Genomic DNA, 19628 nt, shown 5'->3' with positions numbered 1-19628 from the left:
CTAGGGTGCGGTGCATGGCACTGCACCCCCAGGCCCGCCGCGCGATCGAGAACGCCGCCGGCGAGGTCCCCGTCACCGACCCGGCCTTCGACATCGCGGCGGCGCGCGAGCAGTCCCGCGCGGGTGTCCGCGACCTGCCTCGGCTGCCGCTGGCCGAGGTCCGCGACGTCGACGCGGACGGCGTACCGGCGCGGCTCTACCTGCCCGAGCACTACGACGCCGTGGTGCTCCACGCCCACGGCGGCGGCTTCGTGCTCAACGACGTCGAGGTGCACGACGCCGCGGTCCGGCGGTTCGCGCGGCTGGCCGGCGTGGCGGTGCTGAGCGTCGACTACCGGCGCCCGCCCGAGCACCGCTTCCCGGCGGCGCCCGACGACATGGGTGCCGCGCTCGGCTGGCTGGGGGAGCAGCCGGAGCTGGCCGGGCTGCCGGTGTTCGCCCACGGCGACAGCGCCGGCGGCAACCTCGCGCTCGTCACCGCGCTGCGCCACCCCGGGCGGTTCGCGGGCGTCGTCCTCATCTACCCGTTCCTCGACCCGACCGCCGGCTTCGACTCGTACCGCACCGCCGCCGACGGCTTCGACCCCACCGAGGCCGCCTGGTACTGGGAGCAGTACGCCGCCACGCCGGCCGACCTCACCGACCCGGACCTCGCGCCGCTGCTCTCCCCGCACCTGGCCACGCTGCCGCCGACGCTGGTCACCACCGCCGAGCACGACCCGCTGCGCGACGAGGGCGAGCACCTCGCGAACCTGCTGGCCGAGGCCGGCGTCGAGGTCGTCGCCACGCGTTACATCGGGCAGATCCACGGCTTCTGGCGGCACACCGACGTGTTCGACGCGGCGGAGCCGATGATGGCGCAGGTGGCAGGTTGGATCCGGCTGCAGGTCACCAGAGCTCGCCCGCCCGCCGCTCCCTGACGAAGGTCAGCAGGATCGCGACCAGCGTGCCGAGACTTCCGACCACGCCGGCGACGATGATGAGGAGCCAGATCCAGTAGGGCGTCGTCACGATCGCTCTCCTTCCAGGTCGCGGGTCCAGGTCCGCATGGTGTCGAAGTCGAAGGGGCGCGGCCAGAGCCGGGTCGAGACCACGACGCCGACGGTGACGACGATGAACGAGACCACCGCGCCCTGCAGCTCGCCGGACAGCCACACCGGCAGGTCCAGCACCGGGATCTCGAACCACAGCATCGGCAGCGCGCCGCCTCCGAAGACGAGCAGGCCGGCGACGCAGCCGACGACCACGCTCCAGAAGACGCCGGTCGGGTTGACCGTGCGGTACCAGACGCCGAGCACCACCGGCGTCAGGTACGCGGCGTTGATGACGCCGAGCAGGATCAGCAGCGTGAGCAGGGTCATCGGCTTCGGCCAGGCCGCCGCGATGGTCACGAGAGCGAGCACCACGGTCGTGATCCGGCCGACCCGCAGCACCTGCCGGTCGGTCGCCTGCGGCCGCACGAAGTTGTTGTAGACGTCGTTCATCACGATGCCGGACACCGCGTTGAGCAGGGCCGACATCGTCGACGCCAGGGCCGCCCAGATCAGGGCCAGGAAGAGCACCGAGCCGAGCCCGCCGGCGTAGTGGGCCACGACCTCGGGCGCCACGGAGCTGGGGCCGCCGGGCAGGTCCATGTCGGTGCCGATCGCGACCCAGGCCAGCGTGCCGGTCGCCACGGGGACGAAGATCCAGCCGAGGCCGGCCAGCAGGAAGGTCTTCTTGATGATCCCGCGCCGGAGCATGAAGGCCCGCTGCCAGAAGGTGTTGTCCATGAAGGCCTCACCCGTGTAGATCAACGGGATGATGCAGAGGAAGAGCAGGCCGCCGGCGTCGCCGAGCTGGAGCTTCTCCGGGCTGAGCGCCGCGATCCCGTCGTACACGTCGCCGGGGCCGGCGGACAGGTAGATCCACGCGGGGAACAGGAACACGACCAGCATGATCAGCATCGTCTGCATGAAGTCGGTGCTGAGCACCGAGATCATGCCGCCGATGGTCACGTAGGCGACCACGATCGCGATCGTCAGCACGACGCCGACGTGGAACGGCAGGTCGAAGACGGACTCGAGGATGATGCCGGCAGCCATGCCCTGGGTCAGCAGCCAGCCGAGGTCCCAGAGGATCAGCATGACGAGGAACAGCCCGTAGTTCTTGGTGTCGTAGCGAAGCCGGAAGAAGTCACCCACCGTGCGGCCCGACGGGAGGATCGCGTGCAGCCGGGCCGCGAGCGGGGCGAACGCCACGACCGCGATCGACCCGCCCACCGCATAGCCGAGGACACCCAGGACGCCGTACGTGTAGCCGCTCTCGGGTGCGGCGAGGATCGTGTTGCCGGTGACCCAGGTGGCCAGGATCGTCGCCGAGCCGAGGGCGACGCCGACGTTGCGGCCGCCGACCAGGTAGTCGTCGGTGTCCTGGACCCGGCGCGCGCTGCGGATGCCGATGTAGATCCAGAGCCCGCCGAGCAGCACGATCAGCGCGATGCCGACGCCGCCCTCACTCATCGCGGACGTCCTCGGTCTGCTCGGCAGCGACCTGACGGATGCCGATGAGCATCATCGCGAACAGGCTCAGGATGCAGAGGACGCCCAGCAGGGCCCATACGTGTTCGTGCCTCATGTGTTGTCCTTCCGGGAGGGGGTGAGGGCCGGCTCGAAGCCGCGGGCGACGGCGAGCAGCTCCTCCTCGGCGAAGTGGCGGCCGACGAGCTGGAGGCCGAAGGGGAGACGGCCCAGACCGGCCCCGGGCACGGGCACGCTGAGCGCCGGGTGCCCGGAGTGGTTGAACAGCGAGGTGAGCCGGACGAGTGCCGCCGTGAGGTCGACCTCGGCGCCGTCGGCGCCGTTGAGGCGCACGGTCGTCGTCCCGGCCGGCGGGACGTCGAGCGCGAGCGTCGGGAGCACGAGCGCGTCGGCGCCGGCGATCGCGGCGTCGACCGCACGACGTACCTCGCCGCGCACGGACTGGGCGTGCAGGTAGGCGTCGGACGTGACCCGGTCGCCGGCGTCGAGGGCGTCGCGCAGCGCGGGCCCGTAGCGCCGCTCGTCCGGCCCGAAACGCTGTCGGTGGACGGCGGCGACCTCGGCGGCGAGCAGGGTCCAGTGAGCCTCGCGGAGCCGGTCGAGGTCGGGCAGGCCACGCTCGGTGATCCGGGCCCCGCGCGCCACGGCCGCGTCGAGGGCCGCCGCGAAGCTCTCGCGCACCTCGGGCAAGCAGTCGCCGAGGTCGCCCGGGACGGCGAGCAGGGGCGCGGTGACGGCGGCCGTCTCGATCCCGGCAGGGGCCGCGGGCAGCAGTGCCTCGAGGAAGAGGGTGAGGTCGTCGACCGTGCGGGCGAGCACGCCGACGTGGTCGAGCGAGGGGGCCAGCGGGAAGACGCCGTCGGTCGGGAGCAGCGCCTGGGTGGGCTTGAGCCCGGCGATCCCGCAGCAGGCCGCGGGGATCCGGACGCTGCCACCGGTGTCGGTGCCGATCGCGGCGAAGCACAGGCCCGCCGCCACGGCGGCAGCCGAGCCGCCGCTGGAGCCGCCCGTGATGAGCTGGTCGTCGAGGGGGTTGCGGGTGGCGGCGCCGACCGCCGTGAGGGCGAACTCGTCGGTGGCCGTCTTGCCGACCAGGACGGCACCGGAGCGCCGCAGCGCTGCCACGACCGGCGCGTCCCGCTCGGCGCGGTGCCCGGCCAGGAGGGGGGAGCCTGCCTCGGTCGGCAGGCCCGCGACGTCCACGAGGTCCTTGACCCCCACCGGCACGCCGTCGAGCGGGCCGAGGCGCTCGCCGCGCGCCTGCCGCTCGTCCGCCGCGGCCGCCTGCGCCAGCGCGCTCGCGGCCGCGACGTGGGTGAACGCGCCGAGCGCCGGGTTGCGGCGCTCGATCCGGGCGAGGACGTCCTCGGTGAGGGCGACCGCGGTCGTCGTCCCGGAGGCGAGGCGCGCGCCGATCTCGCGCAGGCCGGGCAGGGGCACGTCGCTCACCGCTCCTCCTCCGCGGACCAGACCCGGCGCCCGCCCACCCAGGTCGACCGGACGGCGATCGCGGCGAGGTCCTCGGGGTCGGTGGCGAGCGGGTCGGCGTCGAGCACCACGAAGTCGGCGAGCTGGCCGGGCGTGAGCCGGCCCTTGACCGCCTCCTCGCCGCTCGCGTACGCGGACCCGACCGTGTACGCCGTGAGCGCCTCGAGCGCCGTCACCCGCTGGTCCGCCCCGAGCACGGTGCCGTCCTGGACCCGCCGGGTGGTCATCGACTGCAGCGCGAGCAGCGGCTCGAGCGGCCCGCAGGGGTAGTCGGACGACCCCGGCACGACGATGCCGGCGTCGAGGAAGGTGCGATGGGGACACATGTCGGCGGCGACCTCCGGGCCGTAGTGCTCGACGAACCGGGCGCCGTGGTGGTGGGGGAAGGCCCCGAACGGCACCGGGACCACGTCGGCCGCGCGCAGCCGGGCGGCGGTCGCGGGATCGGTCATCGTGCAGTGCTCGATCCGGTGCCGCAGCGTGCGGGGATGGCGGCGCCGGACGTCCTCGATCGCGTCGAGCACCTTGCCGATCGCGAGGTCGCCGTTGGCGTGGACCGCCAGGGTGCTGCCGGCCCGGTGCACGGTCTCGACGGCCGCGGCGATCTCGTCGTCCGCCATGACCTGGATGCCGCGGTCGCCCCCGGCGGTCGAGCACAGGCAGGTGCCGCCCGAGGACGCGCCGTCGGTCATCATCTTCACGCCGGAGAAGCGCAGCCAGGGGTCGCCGAACCCGGTGCTCAGGCCGAGGTCGGCGGCGTGCTCGAAGAACTCGTACCAGAGCAGCATCCCGACCCGGGCGGTGAGCCGGCCGGCCGCGTGCGCCTCCTGGTAGAGGCGCCAGTCGGCGGGGTGGACCATCGCGTCGCACACCGAGGTGAGGCCGGCGGCGTTCATCCGGGTGAGCATGCGCGCCAGTGAGTCGACCCGGTCGCCGGGGCCGGGCAGCGGGAGCAGTGGCGCCCGGCCACCGTGACCCAGGTAGCCCTCGGCCCAGGCGCGCTCCTGGAGGACGCCGTCGAGGCGGCCCGCCCCGTCGCGGCCGAGCTCGCCGCCCGCGGGATCGGGGTCGCCGTCGTGGTAGCCGGCCGCGCTCAGCGCGAGCGAGCCGGCCGCGGCCGTGTGGTACGAGTAGTGGATCACCAGCACGGGGTGCTCGGTCGAGACCGAGTCGAGCAGGTCGCGGTCGACCGGGGCGCCCGTGGTGAGCGCCGGGTCGTAGTTGTGGCCGACCACCCAGCCGCCGGGCGGGGTGGTGGCGGCGCGGGCCGCGAGCGCCGCCCGCACGTCGTCGCTCGTCGGCGTGGCGGCGGGGCCGAGGTCGACGTACCGGCCGCCGTCGGCCAGCAGGCTGGGGTGCGCATGGGCGTCGTTGAGGCCCGGTACGACGGTGACCGCCCCGAGGTCGACGGCCTCGGCGCCGGGGAAGCGGGCGTGCAGGTCGTCCCAGCCGCCCGTGGCGACGACGGTCTCGCCGAGGACGGCGAACGCCTCGGGGGCGGTGCCGTCGAGCGGGTGCACGGTGTCCGCGCGGACGACGGCGACAGGAGCGGCGCGATGGGCAGGCACGGGGTGGGACCCTCCTCGAGCGGGTTGTGCAATCCTTTGGCTATAACGTTTGCACACTGTGCCGGTGACCTGGGTCACTGTCAAGGAGGGGTGTGCGAGGATGACCGCCGTGGGGCAGGGCAAGGGCGGCAGGGCCGGCGCGCGGCGAGCGACGCTGGCGACCGTCGCGGACCTGGCCGGCTACCACGTCTCGACCGTGTCCCGGGTGCTCAACGGGACGACCGTGCCCGGCGCGCGGTCGGCGTCGTCGGCGGCCGCCGAGCGGATCCGCCAGGTCGCGCGCGAGGTCGGCTACGTCCCCAACGCCCAGGCGGCCGCGCTGCGCCGCCAGCGCACCGGGATGGTCGGCGTGATCATGGCCCGGATGACCGACACCGTCGCGGCCACGATCTACGAGGGTGTCGAGCGGGCGGCGGCCGAGCACGGCTACCAGACCCTGGTGATGAACTCCTGGGACGACGACGAGACCCGGGCCCGCTGCGTCGACCTGCTGATGGCCCACGGCGTCGACGCGCTGATCCACGGCGACGCCCTCGCCGACGGCAGCTCGCTCCAGGTCCTCGAGCGCTCCGGCCTGCCCTTCGTGCTGGTCAACCGCGGGGCCGGTGCCTATCCCTCGGTGACCGCCGACGACCGCGGCGGTGGGCGCCAGGCGGCCGAGCACCTGCTGGCCCTGGGGCACCGCGAGGTCGGCGTCCTGGCCGGCCTGCCCTACGCCGGCAACGCGATCGAGCGCACCCGGGGCTTCTGCGAGACCTTCGCGGAGGCGGGCCACCCCGTCCGACCCGACCGGGTGGTGCCGACGACCTTCGACTCCGCGGGCGGCCGCACGGGCGCCGACCGGCTGCTCCGGGCCGGCGACGGCCCCACGGCGCTGTTCGCGGTGAGCGATGCCGCCGCCATCGGCGCGCTGGGCAGCCTGCGCGACCAGGGGCTGCACCCGGGACGCGACGTCTCGGTGGTCGGCTTCAACGACATGCCGATCGCCGGCGACCTCACCGTCCCGCTGACCACCGTGCGCTCGCCGATGCGCGAGATCGGTGAGCGCAGCGTCGCGCTGCTGCTGGCGGTGATGGAGGGGGAGCCGGGCGAGGTCGTCCGCTTCCCGACCGAGCTCGTGGTCCGCGAGACCACCGGCCCGGCGCCGGGGCTCACCCGGGGTCGGTGACCTCGAGCGTCCCGTCGGGGCGCTGCCAGAGACCGGCCACGTGCAGCAGCCGGATCCGCCCGACCCGGTCCCACGCGTGGTAGACGAGCCGGAGCGAGCGCCCGTCGACGAAGGCGCTCGCGCCCCCGGGCCCGAGCCGTCCGGTGGAGGCGGTGGAGAGGAGCGGGGCGCCGCCGTTCTGGCGCACGCAGGGGCCCTCGGGACCGGCGCAGATGGCGTAGCCGGTGGCGTAGTCGGCGGTCTCGTAGTTGTTGCCGGAGAAGAAGAGGTAGGTCACCCCGCGGAACTGCGCCATGCTGGGGTTCTCGATCGTGTCGCCCTCCCACGCCTCCTGCAGGGTGAGCAGCTCGCGGGTCTGCGAGCCCTCGGCGAAGCCGGTGCCGTCGGCGTTGAGCCGGCGCACGAAGAGGCCGGCCGGCCGCCGGTCGACCACGCCGGAGAACTTCCACAACAGCCACGGTCGCTGCTGGGCGTCGACGAAGACGTCGGGGTCGATCACGCCGAGCTGGGCGTCGCCGTAGCAGAGCGGCTCGCCGACGGGACGGAACGGGCCGGCCGGTGAGGGCCCGCGGGACAGGCCGATGCAGTTGTGCCGCTCGCCGCCGCTGGTGCCGGCCGGCGCGGCGTAGGCGGCGGTCCAGCCGTCGCCGACCTTGGCGACGCCGGGCGCCCGCAGGTCCTGCCCGCCGCCGCGCGAGCGCACCCAGCCGCCCGCCGCCAGGGGATCGGTACGGCGTCCCGCCGCGTCGGTGAGCGGGGTCCAGGTGCGCAGGTCGCGCGAGGTCAGCGTGGGCAGCCGGAGGTGTGCGGTGTTGGTCGCGTAGGCGAACCAGCGGCCGTCGTACCGGAGGATGTCGGGGTCGGCGAAGTAGCCGCGGTAGGCCACGCCCGGGCGCCACTCCTCGCTGCCGCCGGTGATCGCGACCGGCGCGGGGCGCCGCTGGGCGGGCAGCTTCTGCGCGAGCCGCTCGGCGAGCTGGGCGAGGTCCTGCATCTCGCCGGCCAGCACGTCGCTGGGCAGCGCGGTGGGCAGGGGAGTGCTCTCGGGGATCAGCGGCGCGTCGCTGCTCGGCGACGGCGTCGCGGACTCCGCCCGTGGCGTGCTGGCGTCGGTGCACGCGGTCAGGGTGAGCGCGACGGCGAGCAGGCTCGCCAGCACCCGTGCCCGCATCACTGCCTCCCTCGCGCCTCCCGTGGTGCGCACACTCTAGGAGCCGGACCGGCGTCCCGGACCCCGTTCCACGACGCCGGGGCAGACGCGATAGGTTCGTTGTTGCCTTTAAGTTGCAACAACGGGAGGAGCTCGCGGTGGTCGCCCTGGACCCTGGCGTCGCCGCCGAGCCCGCGTCGTTCCCCGCCGACCGCACGGCCGCCCGCGCCCGGCGCTGGATGCTCGCCCTGCTGGTGGGGCTCGCCCTGTCGGTGGTCGCCGGGATCGCGCTCGGCGCGGTCTACGTCCCCTTCGACAGCGTCGTGAAGGTGCTCGGCCACCACCTCTTCCTCACCCCGGGCGAGCAGACCTGGAGCGCGCCGCGCGACGCGATCATCTGGGACGTCCGGCTGCCGCGGGTGCTGCTGGCGGCCCTCGTCGGCGCCGGCCTCGCGGTCAGCGGCATGGCGCTGCAGGCGATGGTGCGCAACCTCCTGGCCGACCCCTATCTCCTCGGCGTCAGCTCCGGTGCGTCCGCGGGAGCCGCGGCGGCCATCCTGTTCGGGATCACGCTCGGGCTCGGCGAGCACGTGCTGTCGGGGAGCGCCTTCGTCGGCGCGCTCGCCGCCTCCGTCCTCGTGTACGCCGTCGCGCGCTCCGCCGGCCGGGTCACCTCGACGAGGCTGCTGCTCGCGGGGGTCGCGGTCGGCTACGCGCTGCAGGCGGTGACGAGCTTCCTCATCTTCGCCTCGGACTCCGCCGAGGGCGCCCGCTCGGTGATGTTCTGGCTGCTCGGCTCGCTGGCCCTGGCCGGCTGGGGGCAGCCGCTCGCCGTCGCGGTCGTCGTGGTACTGCTGACCGTCGCGGTGCTGACCGTGCTCGGCCGCCAGCTCGACGCGCTCGCGGTCGGCGACGAGACGGCGCTGGCGCTCGGCGTCCCGCCGGAGCGGCTGCGCACCGCGCTGCTCGTGCTCGTCTCGCTGTGCATCGCCGTCGTCGTCTCGGCGGCCGGCAGCGTCGGCTTCGTCGGTCTCGTCGTCCCGCACCTGGCCCGCCGGGCCGTCGGCGCCGCGCACGTCCGCGCCGTCCCGGTCGCCGCCCTGATGGGCGCGATCCTCCTGATCTGGGCCGACATCGTCGCCCGGGTGCTGCTCGCCCCGCAGGAGATCCCGATCGGGATCATCACCGCGGTCGTCGGCGCACCGTTCCTGCTCGTCCTCGTCCGCCGCCTCCAGGCCACCGCCGCCTGATCCCGCCCGCCTGCCCCCAGGAGACCTCCCCATGCGCCGCGCCCTGATCGCCCTCACCGCCTCGGCCTCCGTCCTCGCCCTGTCGTCGTGCGGGCTCTCCTCCGACGGCGGCCGCTCCGCCGAGGGCGGCTCCGGTCCCTACCCGGTGACAGTCGAGAACTGCGGGGCCGACGTCACCCTCGACGCCGCCCCCGAGAAGGTCGTGCTCCTCAAGAGCGCGGCCGTGCCCTACCTCTCCGCGCTCGGCGTGCTCGACCGGGTCAGCGCCCGCGCGGGGGAGTACCCCCGCGACTACTACGACGACGCCACCTGGGCCGCACTCGAGAAGATCCCCGCGCTGACCGGCAAGACCGACACGTCGGGCCACCTCCTCGTCTCGAAGGAGGTCGTCATCGGCAAGGAGCCCGACCTCGTCCTCGGCGAGATCGACAACCTCAGCCGGGCCACGCTCGACCAGGTCGGCATCCCGCTCATCGAGGAGCCGGCGATGTGCCCTGAGGGACTCGACGACCCGGGCTTCGACGACGTCTACGCCCAGATGGAGACCTACGGCAAGGTCTTCGACCGCACCGACGAGGCCGCCGCGGCCAACGCAGCGCTGAAGGAGCGGGTCGCCGAGCTCAGCGCGGACGGCACCGGCGAGCGCCGGACGGCGGCCGTGCTCTACCCGACCGTCGGCGGGGGCGTCACCTACGCCTACGGCACCCGCAGCATGGCGCACCCGATCCTCGAGGCGGCCGGCCTCGACAACGTCTTCGCCGACACCGACGAGCGGGTCTTCGAGGTCACCCCCGAGGAGCTCATCGGCCGCGACCCCGACGTGCTCATCCTGCTGCACAGCGCGGGCGACCCGGCGCAGGTCGCCGAGGCGATCACCCGGCTGCCGGGTGCGCGGAGCATGGCCGCCGTCCGCGACGACAACCTGATGCCGCTCCTCTTCAACTACGTCGAGCCGCCGACGCCGCTGGCCCTCGACGGGCTGGCGAAGATCCAGGAGAGGTTCGGCGAGAAGTCGTGATCGTCGCCGAGGGTCTCCAGTTCGGGTACGGCGCCGCGCCGGTCCTGCGCGGGGTCGCGCTCACCGCCCGGCCGGGGCGCGTGCTCGGTCTGCTCGGTCCCAACGGCAGCGGCAAGACCACGGCGCTGCGGATGCTCTACGGGTCGCTGCGCCCGGCCGCCGGCCGGGTCACGCTCGACGGGCGCCCGCTCGCGACGCTGACGCCGCGCGAGGTCTCCCAGCAGGTCGCTGTCGTCGTCCAGGAGTCCGACGCCGAGTCGATGCTCACCGTGCACGAGATGGTCGCGCTCGGCCGGCTCCCGCGGCTCAAGACCTTCCAGCGCGCCGGCGCCGACGACCACCGGGCCGTCGCCGAGGCGCTCGCGGCCGTCGGTGCCGGGCACCTGGCGCGGCGGCGCTTCGCCGAGCTGTCCGGCGGGGAGCGGCAGCGGGTGCTCGTCGCCCGCGCGCTCGCCCAGGAGGCGGAGTTCCTGCTGCTCGACGAGCCCACCAACCACCTCGACATCCGCTACCAGCACGAGGTCCTGCACCTGGTCCGGACCGTGGCGACCAGCGCGGTCGTCGTCCTCCACGACCTCAACCTCGCCGCCCGCTACTGCGACGACCTCGTCCTCCTCGACGCCGGGCGCGTCGTCCGCACCGGCTCGCCCGACGAGGTGCTCGACCCCGGCCTGATCGCCGAGGTCTACGGCATCGGCGCCACCCGGGCCGACGCCGGCGGTCACCCCCAGCTGCTCTTCCACCCCCTGCACCACGCGCCCGAGAGGCTTCCCGCATGAGCACGAACGTCCAGGACAACGTCGACGCCTACTGGACCGGCCGCGCGCCGTCCTACGACGACTACCAGCAGCGACCCGAGCGGCGCGCCCTCGACCAGGCGGCCTGGGCCGAGGTCTTCTCGGCCGCGCTGCCGCCCGCGCCCGCCGACGTCCTCGACCTCGGCACCGGCAGCGGGTACGTCGCGCTGCTCCTCGCGGGCCTCGGGTACGACGTCACCGCCACCGACATGTCCGAGGGCATGCTCGCGCGGGCCCGCGCCCACGCCGCGCGGGCCGATCGGGCCCCGGACTTCCGCCGCGGCGACGCCGTCGCCCCCGACTTCGCCGACGCCTCGTTCGACGCGGTCACCAGCCGCTACCTGATGTGGACGCTGCGCGAGCCCGCACGGGCGCTCGCCGCCTGGCGCCGGCTGCTGCGTCCCGGGGGCGTGCTCACGCTGGTCGACTCGACCTGGTTCCCCGAGGGGCTCGACCGGGACACCTCCGAGGACTTCGTCCGCCTCTACGACGACGGCGTCCGCGCCGCGCTGCCGCTGGCCGACGCCGCCTCGATCGACGCGACCCGCGACCTCGTCGTCGCCGCCGGCTTCGCCGACGTCACGGTGACCCCGCTCACCGGCATCCTCGAGCTCGACCGTGCCCACGGCGTCGCGCCGGACCACGAGGTGCGCCTGCAGTTCCTCGTGCGCGCCGTGACTCCGTAGACTCGGCGGGCCATGACTGAGCCCGTAGCGCGCCCTGCACAGACCTTCGCCGAGGCCGAGGACGCCCTCCTGTCCCGGTGGCCCGAGACCCGGCTCGAGCCCTCGCTCGACCGGATCCAGGCGTTCACCGAGCTGCTCGGCGACCCGCAGCGGGCCTACCGGTCGATCCACCTGACCGGCACCAACGGCAAGACGTCGACCGCACGCATGGTCGATGCCCTGCTCCGCGCGCTCGACCTGCGCACCGGGCGCTTCACCAGCCCGCACGTCGAGAAGATGAGCGAGCGGATCAGCGTCGACGGCGAGCCGCTCGACGACGAGGCGTTCGTCCGGGCGTTCAACGACATCGCGCCCTACACGCACCTGGTCGACCAGGCCGAGGAGCACCCGCTCAGCTTCTTCGAGACGGTCGTCGGCATGGCCTACGCCGCCTTCGCCGACGCCCCGGTCGACGTCGCCGTCGTCGAGGTCGGCATGGGCGGCTCGTGGGACGCGACCAACGTGATCGATGCCGACGTCGCGGTGATCACCCCGATCGCCGTCGACCACGCGAGCTACCTGGGCGGCACCGCCGTCGAGATCGCCCGCGAGAAGGCCGGCATCATCAAGCCGGGCGCCACCGCCGTCCTGGCCCAGCAGAGCGCAGACGTCGCCGTCGTCCTCCTCGAGCGCGCGGCCGAGGTCGGCGCCACCGTCGCCCGCGAGGGACTCGAGTTCGGCGTCGTCGCCCGGACCGCGGCCGTCGGCGGCCAGGTCGTCACCCTGCAGGGCCTGCGCGGCCGCTACGACGACCTCTTCCTCCCGCTCTACGGCGCCCACCAGGCGCAGAACGCCGCCACCGCGCTCGCCGCCGTCGAGGCGTTCGTCGGGGGAGACGAGCCGCTCGGCGACGACGTCGTCCGCGGGGCCTTCGCCGAGATCACCTCGCCGGGCCGGCTCGAGGTCGTCCGGCGCAGCCCCACGATCGTGCTCGACGCCGCCCACAACCCCCACGGCGCCGAGGCCACGGCCTCGGCGATCGAGGACTCCTTCCAGTTCGACCCGCTCGTCGGCGTGATCGGCGTGATGGGCGACAAGGACGCCGAGGGCCTGCTCGCCGCCTTCGAGCCGCTGCTCTCCCACGTGGTCGTCACCCAGAACTCCACCGCGCGGGCGCTGCCCGCCGAGCAGCTCGGCGTCGTCGCCCGCGAGGTCTTCGGCGACGACCGGGTCAGCGTCGTCCCGCACCTGGGCGACGCGATCGACGCCGCCGCGGCCCTGGCCGAGGACGACAGCCGCGACGCGCTCAGCTCCGGCGCCGTCCTGGTCACCGGCTCGGTGGTCACCGTCGGCGAGGCCCGGGTGCTGCTCGGAGGCCGCAAGTGAGCGACGAGCGCCAGAAGTCCCCGCGCCGGGCGATGTGCGCCGCGGTCCTCTCGCTCGAGGCGATCACCGTGGCCCTCTCGACGCCCGTGATGATCGGGATCTCCGACGTCCGCCCCGCCGTCGCGCTGCCGGTCGGCCTCGGCCTCGCGCTCGCCTGCCTGCTGGTCGCCGGGATGCTGCGCCGCGAGTCGGGCTACGTCATCGGCCACGTGCTCCAGGTCGCCGCGATCGCGCTGGGCCTGCTCGCGCCGCTCATGTACTTCCTCGGCGCGGTCTTCGCGCTGCTGTGGGGGACCGGCTACGGGCTGGGTCGCAAGATCGAGCGGGAGCGGGCCGCGGCCTTCGCCGAGTACGACCGTCAGCAAGCCTCCTGACGGCGGCTCCCCGCCCACCGTGGGCCGTCGGCTCTCGCCCTTGGTGACTGCTGGGTAGAGTGGCCGCGTGCCAGTGATCATCGACAAGCTCCTCCGCATCGGAGAGGGCAAGATCCTTCGTCAGCTCGAGGGCGTCGCGAAGGCCGTCAACGCCATCGAGGACGACTTCAAGGCGATGTCGGACGACGAGCTGCGGGCCATGACCGACGAGTTCCGCAAGCGCATCGCCGACGGGGAGTCGCTCGACGACCTCATGCCCGAGGCGTTCGCCACCGTCCGCGAGGCGGCGCGGCGGGTGCTCGGTCAGCGCCACTTCGACGTCCAGGTCATGGGTGGCGCGGCGCTGCACATGGGCAACATCGCCGAGATGAAGACCGGTGAGGGCAAGACCCTCGTCTCGACGCTGCCGGCCTACCTCAACGCCCTCGAGGGCAAGGGCGTCCACGTCGTCACGGTCAACGACTACCTGGCCAAGTTCCAGTCCGAGATGATGGGCCGGGTCCACCACTTCCTCGGCCTCACCGTCGGCGTGATCCTGCCGAGCATGCGCCCCGACGAGCGGCGCGAGGCCTACGCCTGCGACATCACCTACGGCACCAACAACGAGCTCGGTTTCGACTACCTGCGCGACAACATGGCCTCCTCGCTCGAGGAGTGCGTCCAGCGCGGCCACAACTTCGCCGTCGTCGACGAGGTCGACTCGATCCTCATCGACGAGGCGCGGACCCCGCTGATCATCAGCGGTCCGACCCAGGACGAGGTCAAGTGGTACGGCGAGTTCGCCAAGATCGCCCAGCAGCTGACCAAGGACGTCGACTACGAGGTCGACGAGAAGAAGCGCACGATCTCGGTCCTCGAGGACGGCATCACCAAGGTCGAGGACCACCTCGGCATCGACAACCTCTACGAGTCGGCCAACACCCCGCTCATCTCGTTCCTGCACAACTCCATCAAGGCCAAGGAGCTGTTCCGCAACGACAAGGAGTACGTCGTCATGGAGGGCGAGGTGCTCATCGTCGACGAGCACACCGGCCGCATGCTCGCCGGACGCCGCTACAACGACGGCCTGCACCAGGCCATCGAGGCCAAGGAGGGCGTCAAGGTCCGCGAGGAGTACCAGACCCTCGCCACCGTCACCCTCCAGAACTACTTCCGCCTCTACGACAAGCTCTCCGGCATGACCGGCACGGCGCTCACCGAGGCCTCCGAGTTCGACAAGATCTACAAGCTCGGCGTGGTCCCGATCCCGACCAACAAGCCGATGCAGCGCAAGGACCAGCCCGACCTCGTCTACCGGACCGAGGAGGCCAAGTACGACGCGGTCGTCGACGACATCGTCGAGCGGCACGAGAAGGGCCAGCCGGTCCTCGTCGGCACCGTCTCGGTCGAGAAGTCCGAGTACCTCCACCAGCAGCTGACCAAGCGCGGTGTGGCCCACTCGGTCCTCAACGCGAAGGTCCACGCCGAGGAGGCGAAGATCGTCGCCCTCGCCGGCCACAAGGGCGCGGTCACCGTCGCCACCAACATGGCCGGCCGTGGTACCGACATCATGCTCGGTGGCTCGGTCGAGTTCCTCGCCGACGCCGAGCTGCGCAAGCAGGGCCTCGAGCCCGGCGGCGAGACGGCCGAGGAGTACGACGCCGCCTGGCCCGCGATGATCGAGAAGATCAAGAAGCAGGTCGAGGCCGAGCACGACGAGGTCCGCGAGCTCGGCGGCCTCTACGTCATCGGCACCGAGCGCCACGAGTCGCGCCGCATCGACAACCAGCTCCGCGGTCGCTCCGGCCGCCAGGGCGACCCGGGCGAGAGCCGCTTCTACCTGTCCCTCCAGGACGAGCTGATGCGGCTGTTCAAGTCCGACTGGGTCGACCGCGTGCTCGTCATGCTCAAGATCCCGGACGACGTCCCGATCGAGAACAAGCGGGTCACCAACGCCATCGCCAACGCGCAGGGCCAGGTCGAGTCGCAGAACTTCGAGTCCCGCAAGAACGTCCTCAAGTACGACGACGTCATGGACCGCCAGCGCAAGGTGATCTACGGCGAGCGCCGCGAGGTGCTCGAGGGCGTCGACCTCGAGGACCAGATCCGCACCTTCATCGACGACGTCGTCACCGGCTTCGTCAACGGCGCGCTCGACGAGTTCTCCGAGCAGTGGGACCTCGAGCAGCTGTGGACCGACCTCAAGCAGTTCTGGCCCGTCTCGATCTCCTGGAAGGACCTGGCCGAGGAGGCCGGCAACCAGGCCGCGCTCGAGAAGTCCGAGCTCATCGAGCGCCTCAAGGCCGACGCCCACGCGGCGTACGACCGCCGCGAGGAGGAGGTCGGCGAGGAGGTCGCCCGCGAGCTCGAGCGCCGCGTGCTCCTCTCCGTGCTCGACCGCAAGTGGCGCGAGCACCTCTACGAGATGGACTACCTGCGCGAGGGCATCTACCTGCGGGCCTACTCGCAGCGCGACCCGCTGGTCGAGTACCAGCGCGAGGGCTTCGACATGTTCGCCGCCATGATGGACGGCATCAAGGAAGAGACGGTCGGCTTCCTCTTCAACCTCGAGGTCCAGGTCGAGGAGGAGGACGAGGTCCACTACCACGCCGACGGCAGCGCCCACGCGGGCCCGATGCACGAGGGCGCCTTCTCCGAGCCCCCCGTCGGCATCGGCGCCGGCGCCGGCTCGGGCGGCGAGATCGACCTCGAGTCGATCTCGGCCGAGCTCCGCGCGACCGCGCCGAAGGTGACCGCCAAGGGCCTCGACACCCCGAAGCAGCCGCAGAACCTCACCTACTCCGCGCCGGACGAGACCGGTCACGAGGAGGTCCGCGGCAGCGGCACCGTCTCCAACGCCGACGACGAGTTCGGCGACATCGGCCGCAACTCGCTGTGCCCCTGCGGGTCGGGCAAGAAGTACAAGCGCTGCCACGGCGCGCCCGGTGGTCCCACGGGGGTTGCGCTGCGCGGCTGAGGCTCGCGCCCCGGAGACAAAATCGCCGGTCGACCGGCGAAACTCACGCCTGACCGATGAAGTTCCGTCGGTCAGGCGTGAGTTTTAGCGGTCCAGTGCCAGTTTCGCCGGTTGACCGGCGAAACTGGCGCCGGGCCCCTACCGCAGACTCATCCGCGGCTCACCCCCGACCAACCCGGTACCACTGCGGACGCAGGCGCCGCCCCGCGGCGTCCCGTTGTTGTACGCCTGGCGCACGCAGGAGCGGACGGCGAGCTGGCCCCAGTAGTTCGGGTGCAGCGACTCCTGGATGTAGTACGGCGAGTCGCCCGCCGTGGTGACGGTGCGGATCTGGTTGACCCACTCGGTGCGGTCGACGGCGCCGGCGCTCTGCCAGCTCGGGAGGCCGACCTCCTCGTACAGCCCGACCCCGGACTCGCAGAGCCGCCGGCCGTTGAACGTGCCGGCGAGGTCGAGCACCTTCGCGTTGCCGATCCCGGCCTGGCTGATCGCGCCGGTGACGGTGCTGTTGATGGTCGGCAGCGCGGTGCCGTTGGCCCAGTCGGCGTCGGCGTTCCAGAAGCCGCAGCCGCCGGTGCTCTGCCGGCCGTAGCCGCTCTGGCCGTAGCGGAAGCCGGAGCCGCCGGGGATCGGGGAGGGGTAGGTCTGGACGAGCATCGTCCACTGGCTGTCGGCGTAGCCGGCGTTCCGCATCGCCGTCCGCAGGTTGGTCAGCGCGCCGGCGATCCGGGACCGGACGGTGGCGACGTTCGCGGCGGTGAAGTTGCGGGTGACGCTGCTGTCGTCCTTGCAGTAGTCCTTCCACCACGACGGTGAGAGCAGGAAGTCCTGCACGCACTGCTGCACGATGCCGGCGAAGTCGAAGTCGTTGCCGCCGATGGAGACGACGACCATCCGCACGTTGTGCCCGGCGGCGAAGTCCTGGAGCGCGCGGGCCTGGCCGACGCCCTGGCTGCCGCTGTAGAAGTCCAGACCGGGCTTGAAGGTGTCGCCGGTCGAGGTCGCCGTCGTCGCGCCGGAGCAGGCGAGGTTCAGGCTGCTCACCCCGCCGCCGACGTGGATCTCGGCGCTGCGGCTGCGGTGGCACCGCGCGATCGCCTCGCCCGTGCCCGCCGCGTTGTCGTTGTACGCCGTGGGCCCGAGCGCGTCGGCCCGGGCGCTGCTGCTGTTGGACGAGCCGGCCCAGCGGCCGGCCTCGCCGGAGATGTAGGAGTCGCCGACCGAGACCACCCACGGGCCGCCGGCGCCGGGACCGTCGGCGTGGGCGGCGGGGGCGGGGGCGGTGAGGGGGACGACGAGCGTGGTACCGAGAGCGGCGAGCGTGGCCGCGAGTGCACGGATCATGGAGGCAACGTAGTGACCCAGGTCACACCTGACCAGCCCTGCGGGAGCGCGGTCGCTGCCGGAGGCGGCTTCAGGAGAAGTCGAGAGCGGTGCAGATCCAGCGCTGCTCGACCCGCTCGAACCGCGCCGCCACGGCCCGCGAGCGGGCGCCGTGCCGCACGTGCACCCCGCACTCGACCACGGCGTCGCTGAGGAAGCACGCGTGCACGCTCTGCACCCGCGGCCGGACCGCCTGGACCCGGGCCAGCCCGGGCTGGTGGCCGCCCGCCCGGGCGACCAGGAGCGCGCGGCGGTGCAGGTCGCCGTACACCTCGGGGGCGGTCCAGCGCAGCAGCTGCGAGACCGGCCGGTCGCCTCCCACGATCTCGACCGCCGCCTGGACGAACCGGTGGGTCCACTCCTCGATCGTGCGCCGCAGCCGCTGGTCGATCGGGACGACGACGCCCCCCGGCCGCGGGCTCGGCGGGCGTGGCAGAGGTCCGGGCGGGGGTGGGGCCTGCCGGGGGAGCAGCGCGAGCGCCAGGGTGCCCTGGGTCGCGCTGACCGGGACGGTGAGGCGGGCGGCTCGAGGTGCGGACGCGGACGCGGACGCGGACATGGTGCCTCCGGGAGCGGTGGTGATCGGTCTAGGGGAGCGGCGGGGGCGGGGGCAGGTGGAGGAGCTGGCCGGGCCGGATGCGGTCCGGGTCGGGGCCGATGACGGCGGCGTTGCGGGCGTGGATCCGCGGCCAGTGGGCCGCCACCTCGCGGGCCGTCGCCCCCGGGCCCAGGGCGCGCTCGGCGATCGCCCACAGGGTGTCGCCGGGGCGGACCACGACCTGCCGGCTCGGCTCGGACCGGGTGCCCGTCGGGCGGTCCGGGAGCGGGAGGCCGGCGAGGCCGGGCGCGGGTGCAGGTGGCGGGTCCGCGGCACCGGCGGGAGCGGCGGTACCGGCCAGCGCGGTGATCCCGCACAGCGCGAGCAGCACCGCCCGCACCGGCCCGACCCGCACCGGCCCTGCCCGCCCCGGTCGTCGCAGCACGACGGCGCGCGCGACGTCGGTCGCCGCCAGCCAGAGCCCGGCGACCGCGACCAGGGCGATCGCCGTGCAGCACTGGACGAGGAGCTCGGCGAAGGTCGTCCCCGGTGCCCGGACCAGCCGGACCAGTCGGAGCGCGCCGGGACCCAGGGTCAGCCCGGCGAGCACCGCGGCTGCGGAGGCGCCCAGCCAGAGCAGCGCTGCCCGGCGGCGCGCCGCCGGCGACGAAGCGAGTTCCATCCCGAGAGAACCTTTGCGTTTGCTTGCGTTTGCCTCAGGATGTGCTCGCTCATGGGGGCGGTCAACGGATCGCGCGCCGGTGCTCGCAAAGCGTCGATTCGCCGCGGGCCGTGCGAGGCTGGAGCCCATGGGCTGGGAGGACGAGCTGTTCGCGCTGTTCGACGACTTGGAGGACCAGGCGACAGCCCTGTACGCCGCCGAGCGCGACGTCGAGGTGGCCGACCGCAGCCGGGCGGAGTACCAGCAGGTCACGCTGGCCGGACGGCTGATGGCGACCGTCGGGTCGACCGCGACGGTGAGCGTCGCGGGGGTCGGTCCGGTCGCGGGGGTCGTCGAGCGGGTGGCCGCCGGGTGGCTGCTGGTGGCGGCGGGCGACCACGACTGGGTGATCAACCAGGACGCCGTCACCACGGTCGAGGGCGCCTCCGTGCGCGCGGTGCCGGCGGTGGCGTGGTCGCCGCTGACCCGGCTGGGGCTGGCGTCCGCGCTGCGCCGGATCTCCGAGGCGGGGGAGGCGTGCCTGCTGCACCTGCGCGACGGCAGCCGGCACGAGGGTCACCTGCGCCGGGTCGGGGCGGACTTCTGCGAGCTCACCACCGGGGAGGAACGGCGCACGGTGCTGGTCACCTTCGCCGCGCTCGCCGCCGCCCAGTCCCGCGCCTGAGGCCGGGCTCGGCTCAGGGCTC

At 73.4% G+C, this 19628-nt stretch carries 19 protein-coding genes; 10 read left to right on the top strand and 9 right to left on the bottom strand.

Features of this window, described 5'->3' with window-relative positions:
- Positions 1–14 precede the first annotated feature (14 nt).
- Positions 15–920 carry an alpha/beta hydrolase gene (locus BM223_RS11525; protein WP_052138377.1) on the top strand — a complete coding sequence of 302 codons (906 nt, stop codon included), beginning with the start codon at positions 15–17 and terminating at the stop codon, positions 918–920.
- Here the strand turns inward: BM223_RS11525 and BM223_RS30055 are convergent.
- From BM223_RS30055 to BM223_RS11510, 5 genes are read right to left on the bottom strand one after another with little or no spacing between them, the layout of a single operon-like run.
- The gene (locus BM223_RS30055; RefSeq protein ID WP_255319120.1) at positions 889–1011 is read right to left on the bottom strand and encodes a hypothetical protein; all 123 of its coding nucleotides are present in this window, start codon (positions 1009–1011) and stop codon (positions 889–891) included. The genes BM223_RS11525 and BM223_RS30055 overlap by 32 nt on opposite strands.
- Entirely contained in the window at positions 1008–2501 is a 1494-nt protein-coding gene (locus BM223_RS11520; RefSeq protein WP_038677771.1) for a sodium:solute symporter family transporter, read from the bottom strand. The genes BM223_RS30055 and BM223_RS11520 overlap by 4 nt, the downstream gene beginning before the upstream one ends.
- Positions 2494–2616 (bottom strand): hypothetical protein, encoded by a 123-nt coding sequence (locus BM223_RS30050; RefSeq protein WP_255319121.1) that lies wholly within the window; start codon positions 2614–2616, stop codon positions 2494–2496. The genes BM223_RS11520 and BM223_RS30050 overlap by 8 nt, the downstream gene beginning before the upstream one ends.
- Positions 2613–3968 (bottom strand): amidase, encoded by a 1356-nt coding sequence (locus BM223_RS11515; RefSeq protein ID WP_158510187.1) that lies wholly within the window; start codon positions 3966–3968, stop codon positions 2613–2615. The genes BM223_RS30050 and BM223_RS11515 overlap by 4 nt, the downstream gene beginning before the upstream one ends.
- The gene (locus tag BM223_RS11510; RefSeq protein WP_038677773.1) at positions 3965–5575 is read right to left on the bottom strand and encodes an amidohydrolase; all 1611 of its coding nucleotides are present in this window, start codon (positions 5573–5575) and stop codon (positions 3965–3967) included. The genes BM223_RS11515 and BM223_RS11510 overlap by 4 nt, the downstream gene beginning before the upstream one ends.
- 100 nt (positions 5576–5675) lie before the next feature.
- Here BM223_RS11510 and BM223_RS11505 point away from each other — a divergent pair, with 100 nt between their 5' ends.
- Positions 5676–6743: a LacI family DNA-binding transcriptional regulator gene (locus tag BM223_RS11505; RefSeq protein ID WP_052138378.1), complete on the top strand. Its 1068-nt coding sequence runs from the start codon at positions 5676–5678 to the stop codon at positions 6741–6743.
- Here BM223_RS11505 and BM223_RS11500 read toward each other — a convergent pair.
- Positions 6727–7914 (bottom strand): glycoside hydrolase family 43 protein, encoded by a 1188-nt coding sequence (locus BM223_RS11500; protein WP_052138379.1) that lies wholly within the window; start codon positions 7912–7914, stop codon positions 6727–6729. The two genes, BM223_RS11505 and BM223_RS11500, sit on opposite strands and share 17 nt — an antisense overlap.
- A gap of 137 nt (positions 7915–8051) precedes the next feature.
- Between BM223_RS11500 and BM223_RS11495 the strand changes: the two genes are divergently transcribed.
- The 7 genes from BM223_RS11495 (at position 8052) to secA (ending at position 16339) form a co-directional block, all read left to right on the top strand.
- The gene (locus BM223_RS11495) at positions 8052–9143 is read left to right on the top strand and encodes a FecCD family ABC transporter permease (RefSeq protein WP_235319206.1); all 1092 of its coding nucleotides are present in this window, start codon (positions 8052–8054) and stop codon (positions 9141–9143) included.
- Between the two features lie 31 nt (positions 9144–9174).
- Complete coding sequence (locus tag BM223_RS11490) at positions 9175–10161, top strand: ABC transporter substrate-binding protein (RefSeq protein ID WP_038677774.1); 987 nt, start codon at positions 9175–9177, stop codon at positions 10159–10161.
- Positions 10158–10940: an ABC transporter ATP-binding protein gene (locus BM223_RS11485; protein ID WP_038677776.1), complete on the top strand. Its 783-nt coding sequence runs from the start codon at positions 10158–10160 to the stop codon at positions 10938–10940. Before BM223_RS11490 ends, BM223_RS11485 begins: the two co-directional genes overlap by 4 nt.
- On the top strand, positions 10937–11644 hold the full coding sequence (locus tag BM223_RS11480; protein WP_038677777.1) for a class I SAM-dependent methyltransferase: 708 nt from the start codon (positions 10937–10939) through the stop codon (positions 11642–11644). The genes BM223_RS11485 and BM223_RS11480 overlap by 4 nt, the downstream gene beginning before the upstream one ends.
- Positions 11645–11656: 12 nt before the next feature.
- A complete protein-coding gene (folC, locus tag BM223_RS11475; protein ID WP_038677778.1) occupies positions 11657–13009 on the top strand; it encodes a bifunctional tetrahydrofolate synthase/dihydrofolate synthase in 1353 nt (450 codons plus the stop codon).
- Entirely contained in the window at positions 13006–13383 is a 378-nt protein-coding gene (locus BM223_RS11470) for a DUF4233 domain-containing protein (RefSeq protein WP_235319207.1), read from the top strand. The genes folC and BM223_RS11470 overlap by 4 nt, the downstream gene beginning before the upstream one ends.
- Before the next feature lie 67 nt (positions 13384–13450).
- Positions 13451–16339, top strand: a complete 2889-nt coding sequence (gene secA, locus BM223_RS11465; RefSeq protein ID WP_038677779.1) for a preprotein translocase subunit SecA — start codon at positions 13451–13453, stop codon at positions 16337–16339.
- A gap of 138 nt (positions 16340–16477) precedes the next feature.
- On the opposite strand, the gene BM223_RS11460 is transcribed toward secA, so the two are convergent.
- The 3 genes from BM223_RS11460 to BM223_RS28345 all read right to left on the bottom strand — a co-directional run bounded on the left by BM223_RS11460 (position 16478) and on the right by BM223_RS28345 (position 18942).
- The gene (locus tag BM223_RS11460; protein WP_052138380.1) at positions 16478–17683 is read right to left on the bottom strand and encodes an SGNH/GDSL hydrolase family protein; all 1206 of its coding nucleotides are present in this window, start codon (positions 17681–17683) and stop codon (positions 16478–16480) included.
- A 70-nt stretch (positions 17684–17753) separates the two neighbouring features.
- Positions 17754–18281 (bottom strand): Rv3235 family protein, encoded by a 528-nt coding sequence (locus tag BM223_RS11455; protein WP_052138381.1) that lies wholly within the window; start codon positions 18279–18281, stop codon positions 17754–17756.
- A 28-nt stretch (positions 18282–18309) separates the two neighbouring features.
- Positions 18310–18942: a LysM peptidoglycan-binding domain-containing protein gene (locus BM223_RS28345; protein WP_075018562.1), complete on the bottom strand. Its 633-nt coding sequence runs from the start codon at positions 18940–18942 to the stop codon at positions 18310–18312.
- Positions 18943–19069: 127 nt separating this feature from the next.
- On the opposite strand from BM223_RS28345, the gene BM223_RS11445 reads away from it, so the two are divergent.
- Complete coding sequence (locus BM223_RS11445) at positions 19070–19606, top strand: hypothetical protein (protein ID WP_038677780.1); 537 nt, start codon at positions 19070–19072, stop codon at positions 19604–19606.
- Positions 19607–19628 lie beyond the last annotated feature (22 nt).

Origin of the sequence: Pimelobacter simplex, from assembly GCF_900114845.1 — a bacterium.
GTDB lineage: Bacteria > Actinomycetota > Actinomycetes > Propionibacteriales > Nocardioidaceae > Nocardioides > Nocardioides simplex.
Note: the sequence above shows the minus strand (reverse complement) of the source record. Positions and strands in the feature narration are given on the sequence as shown.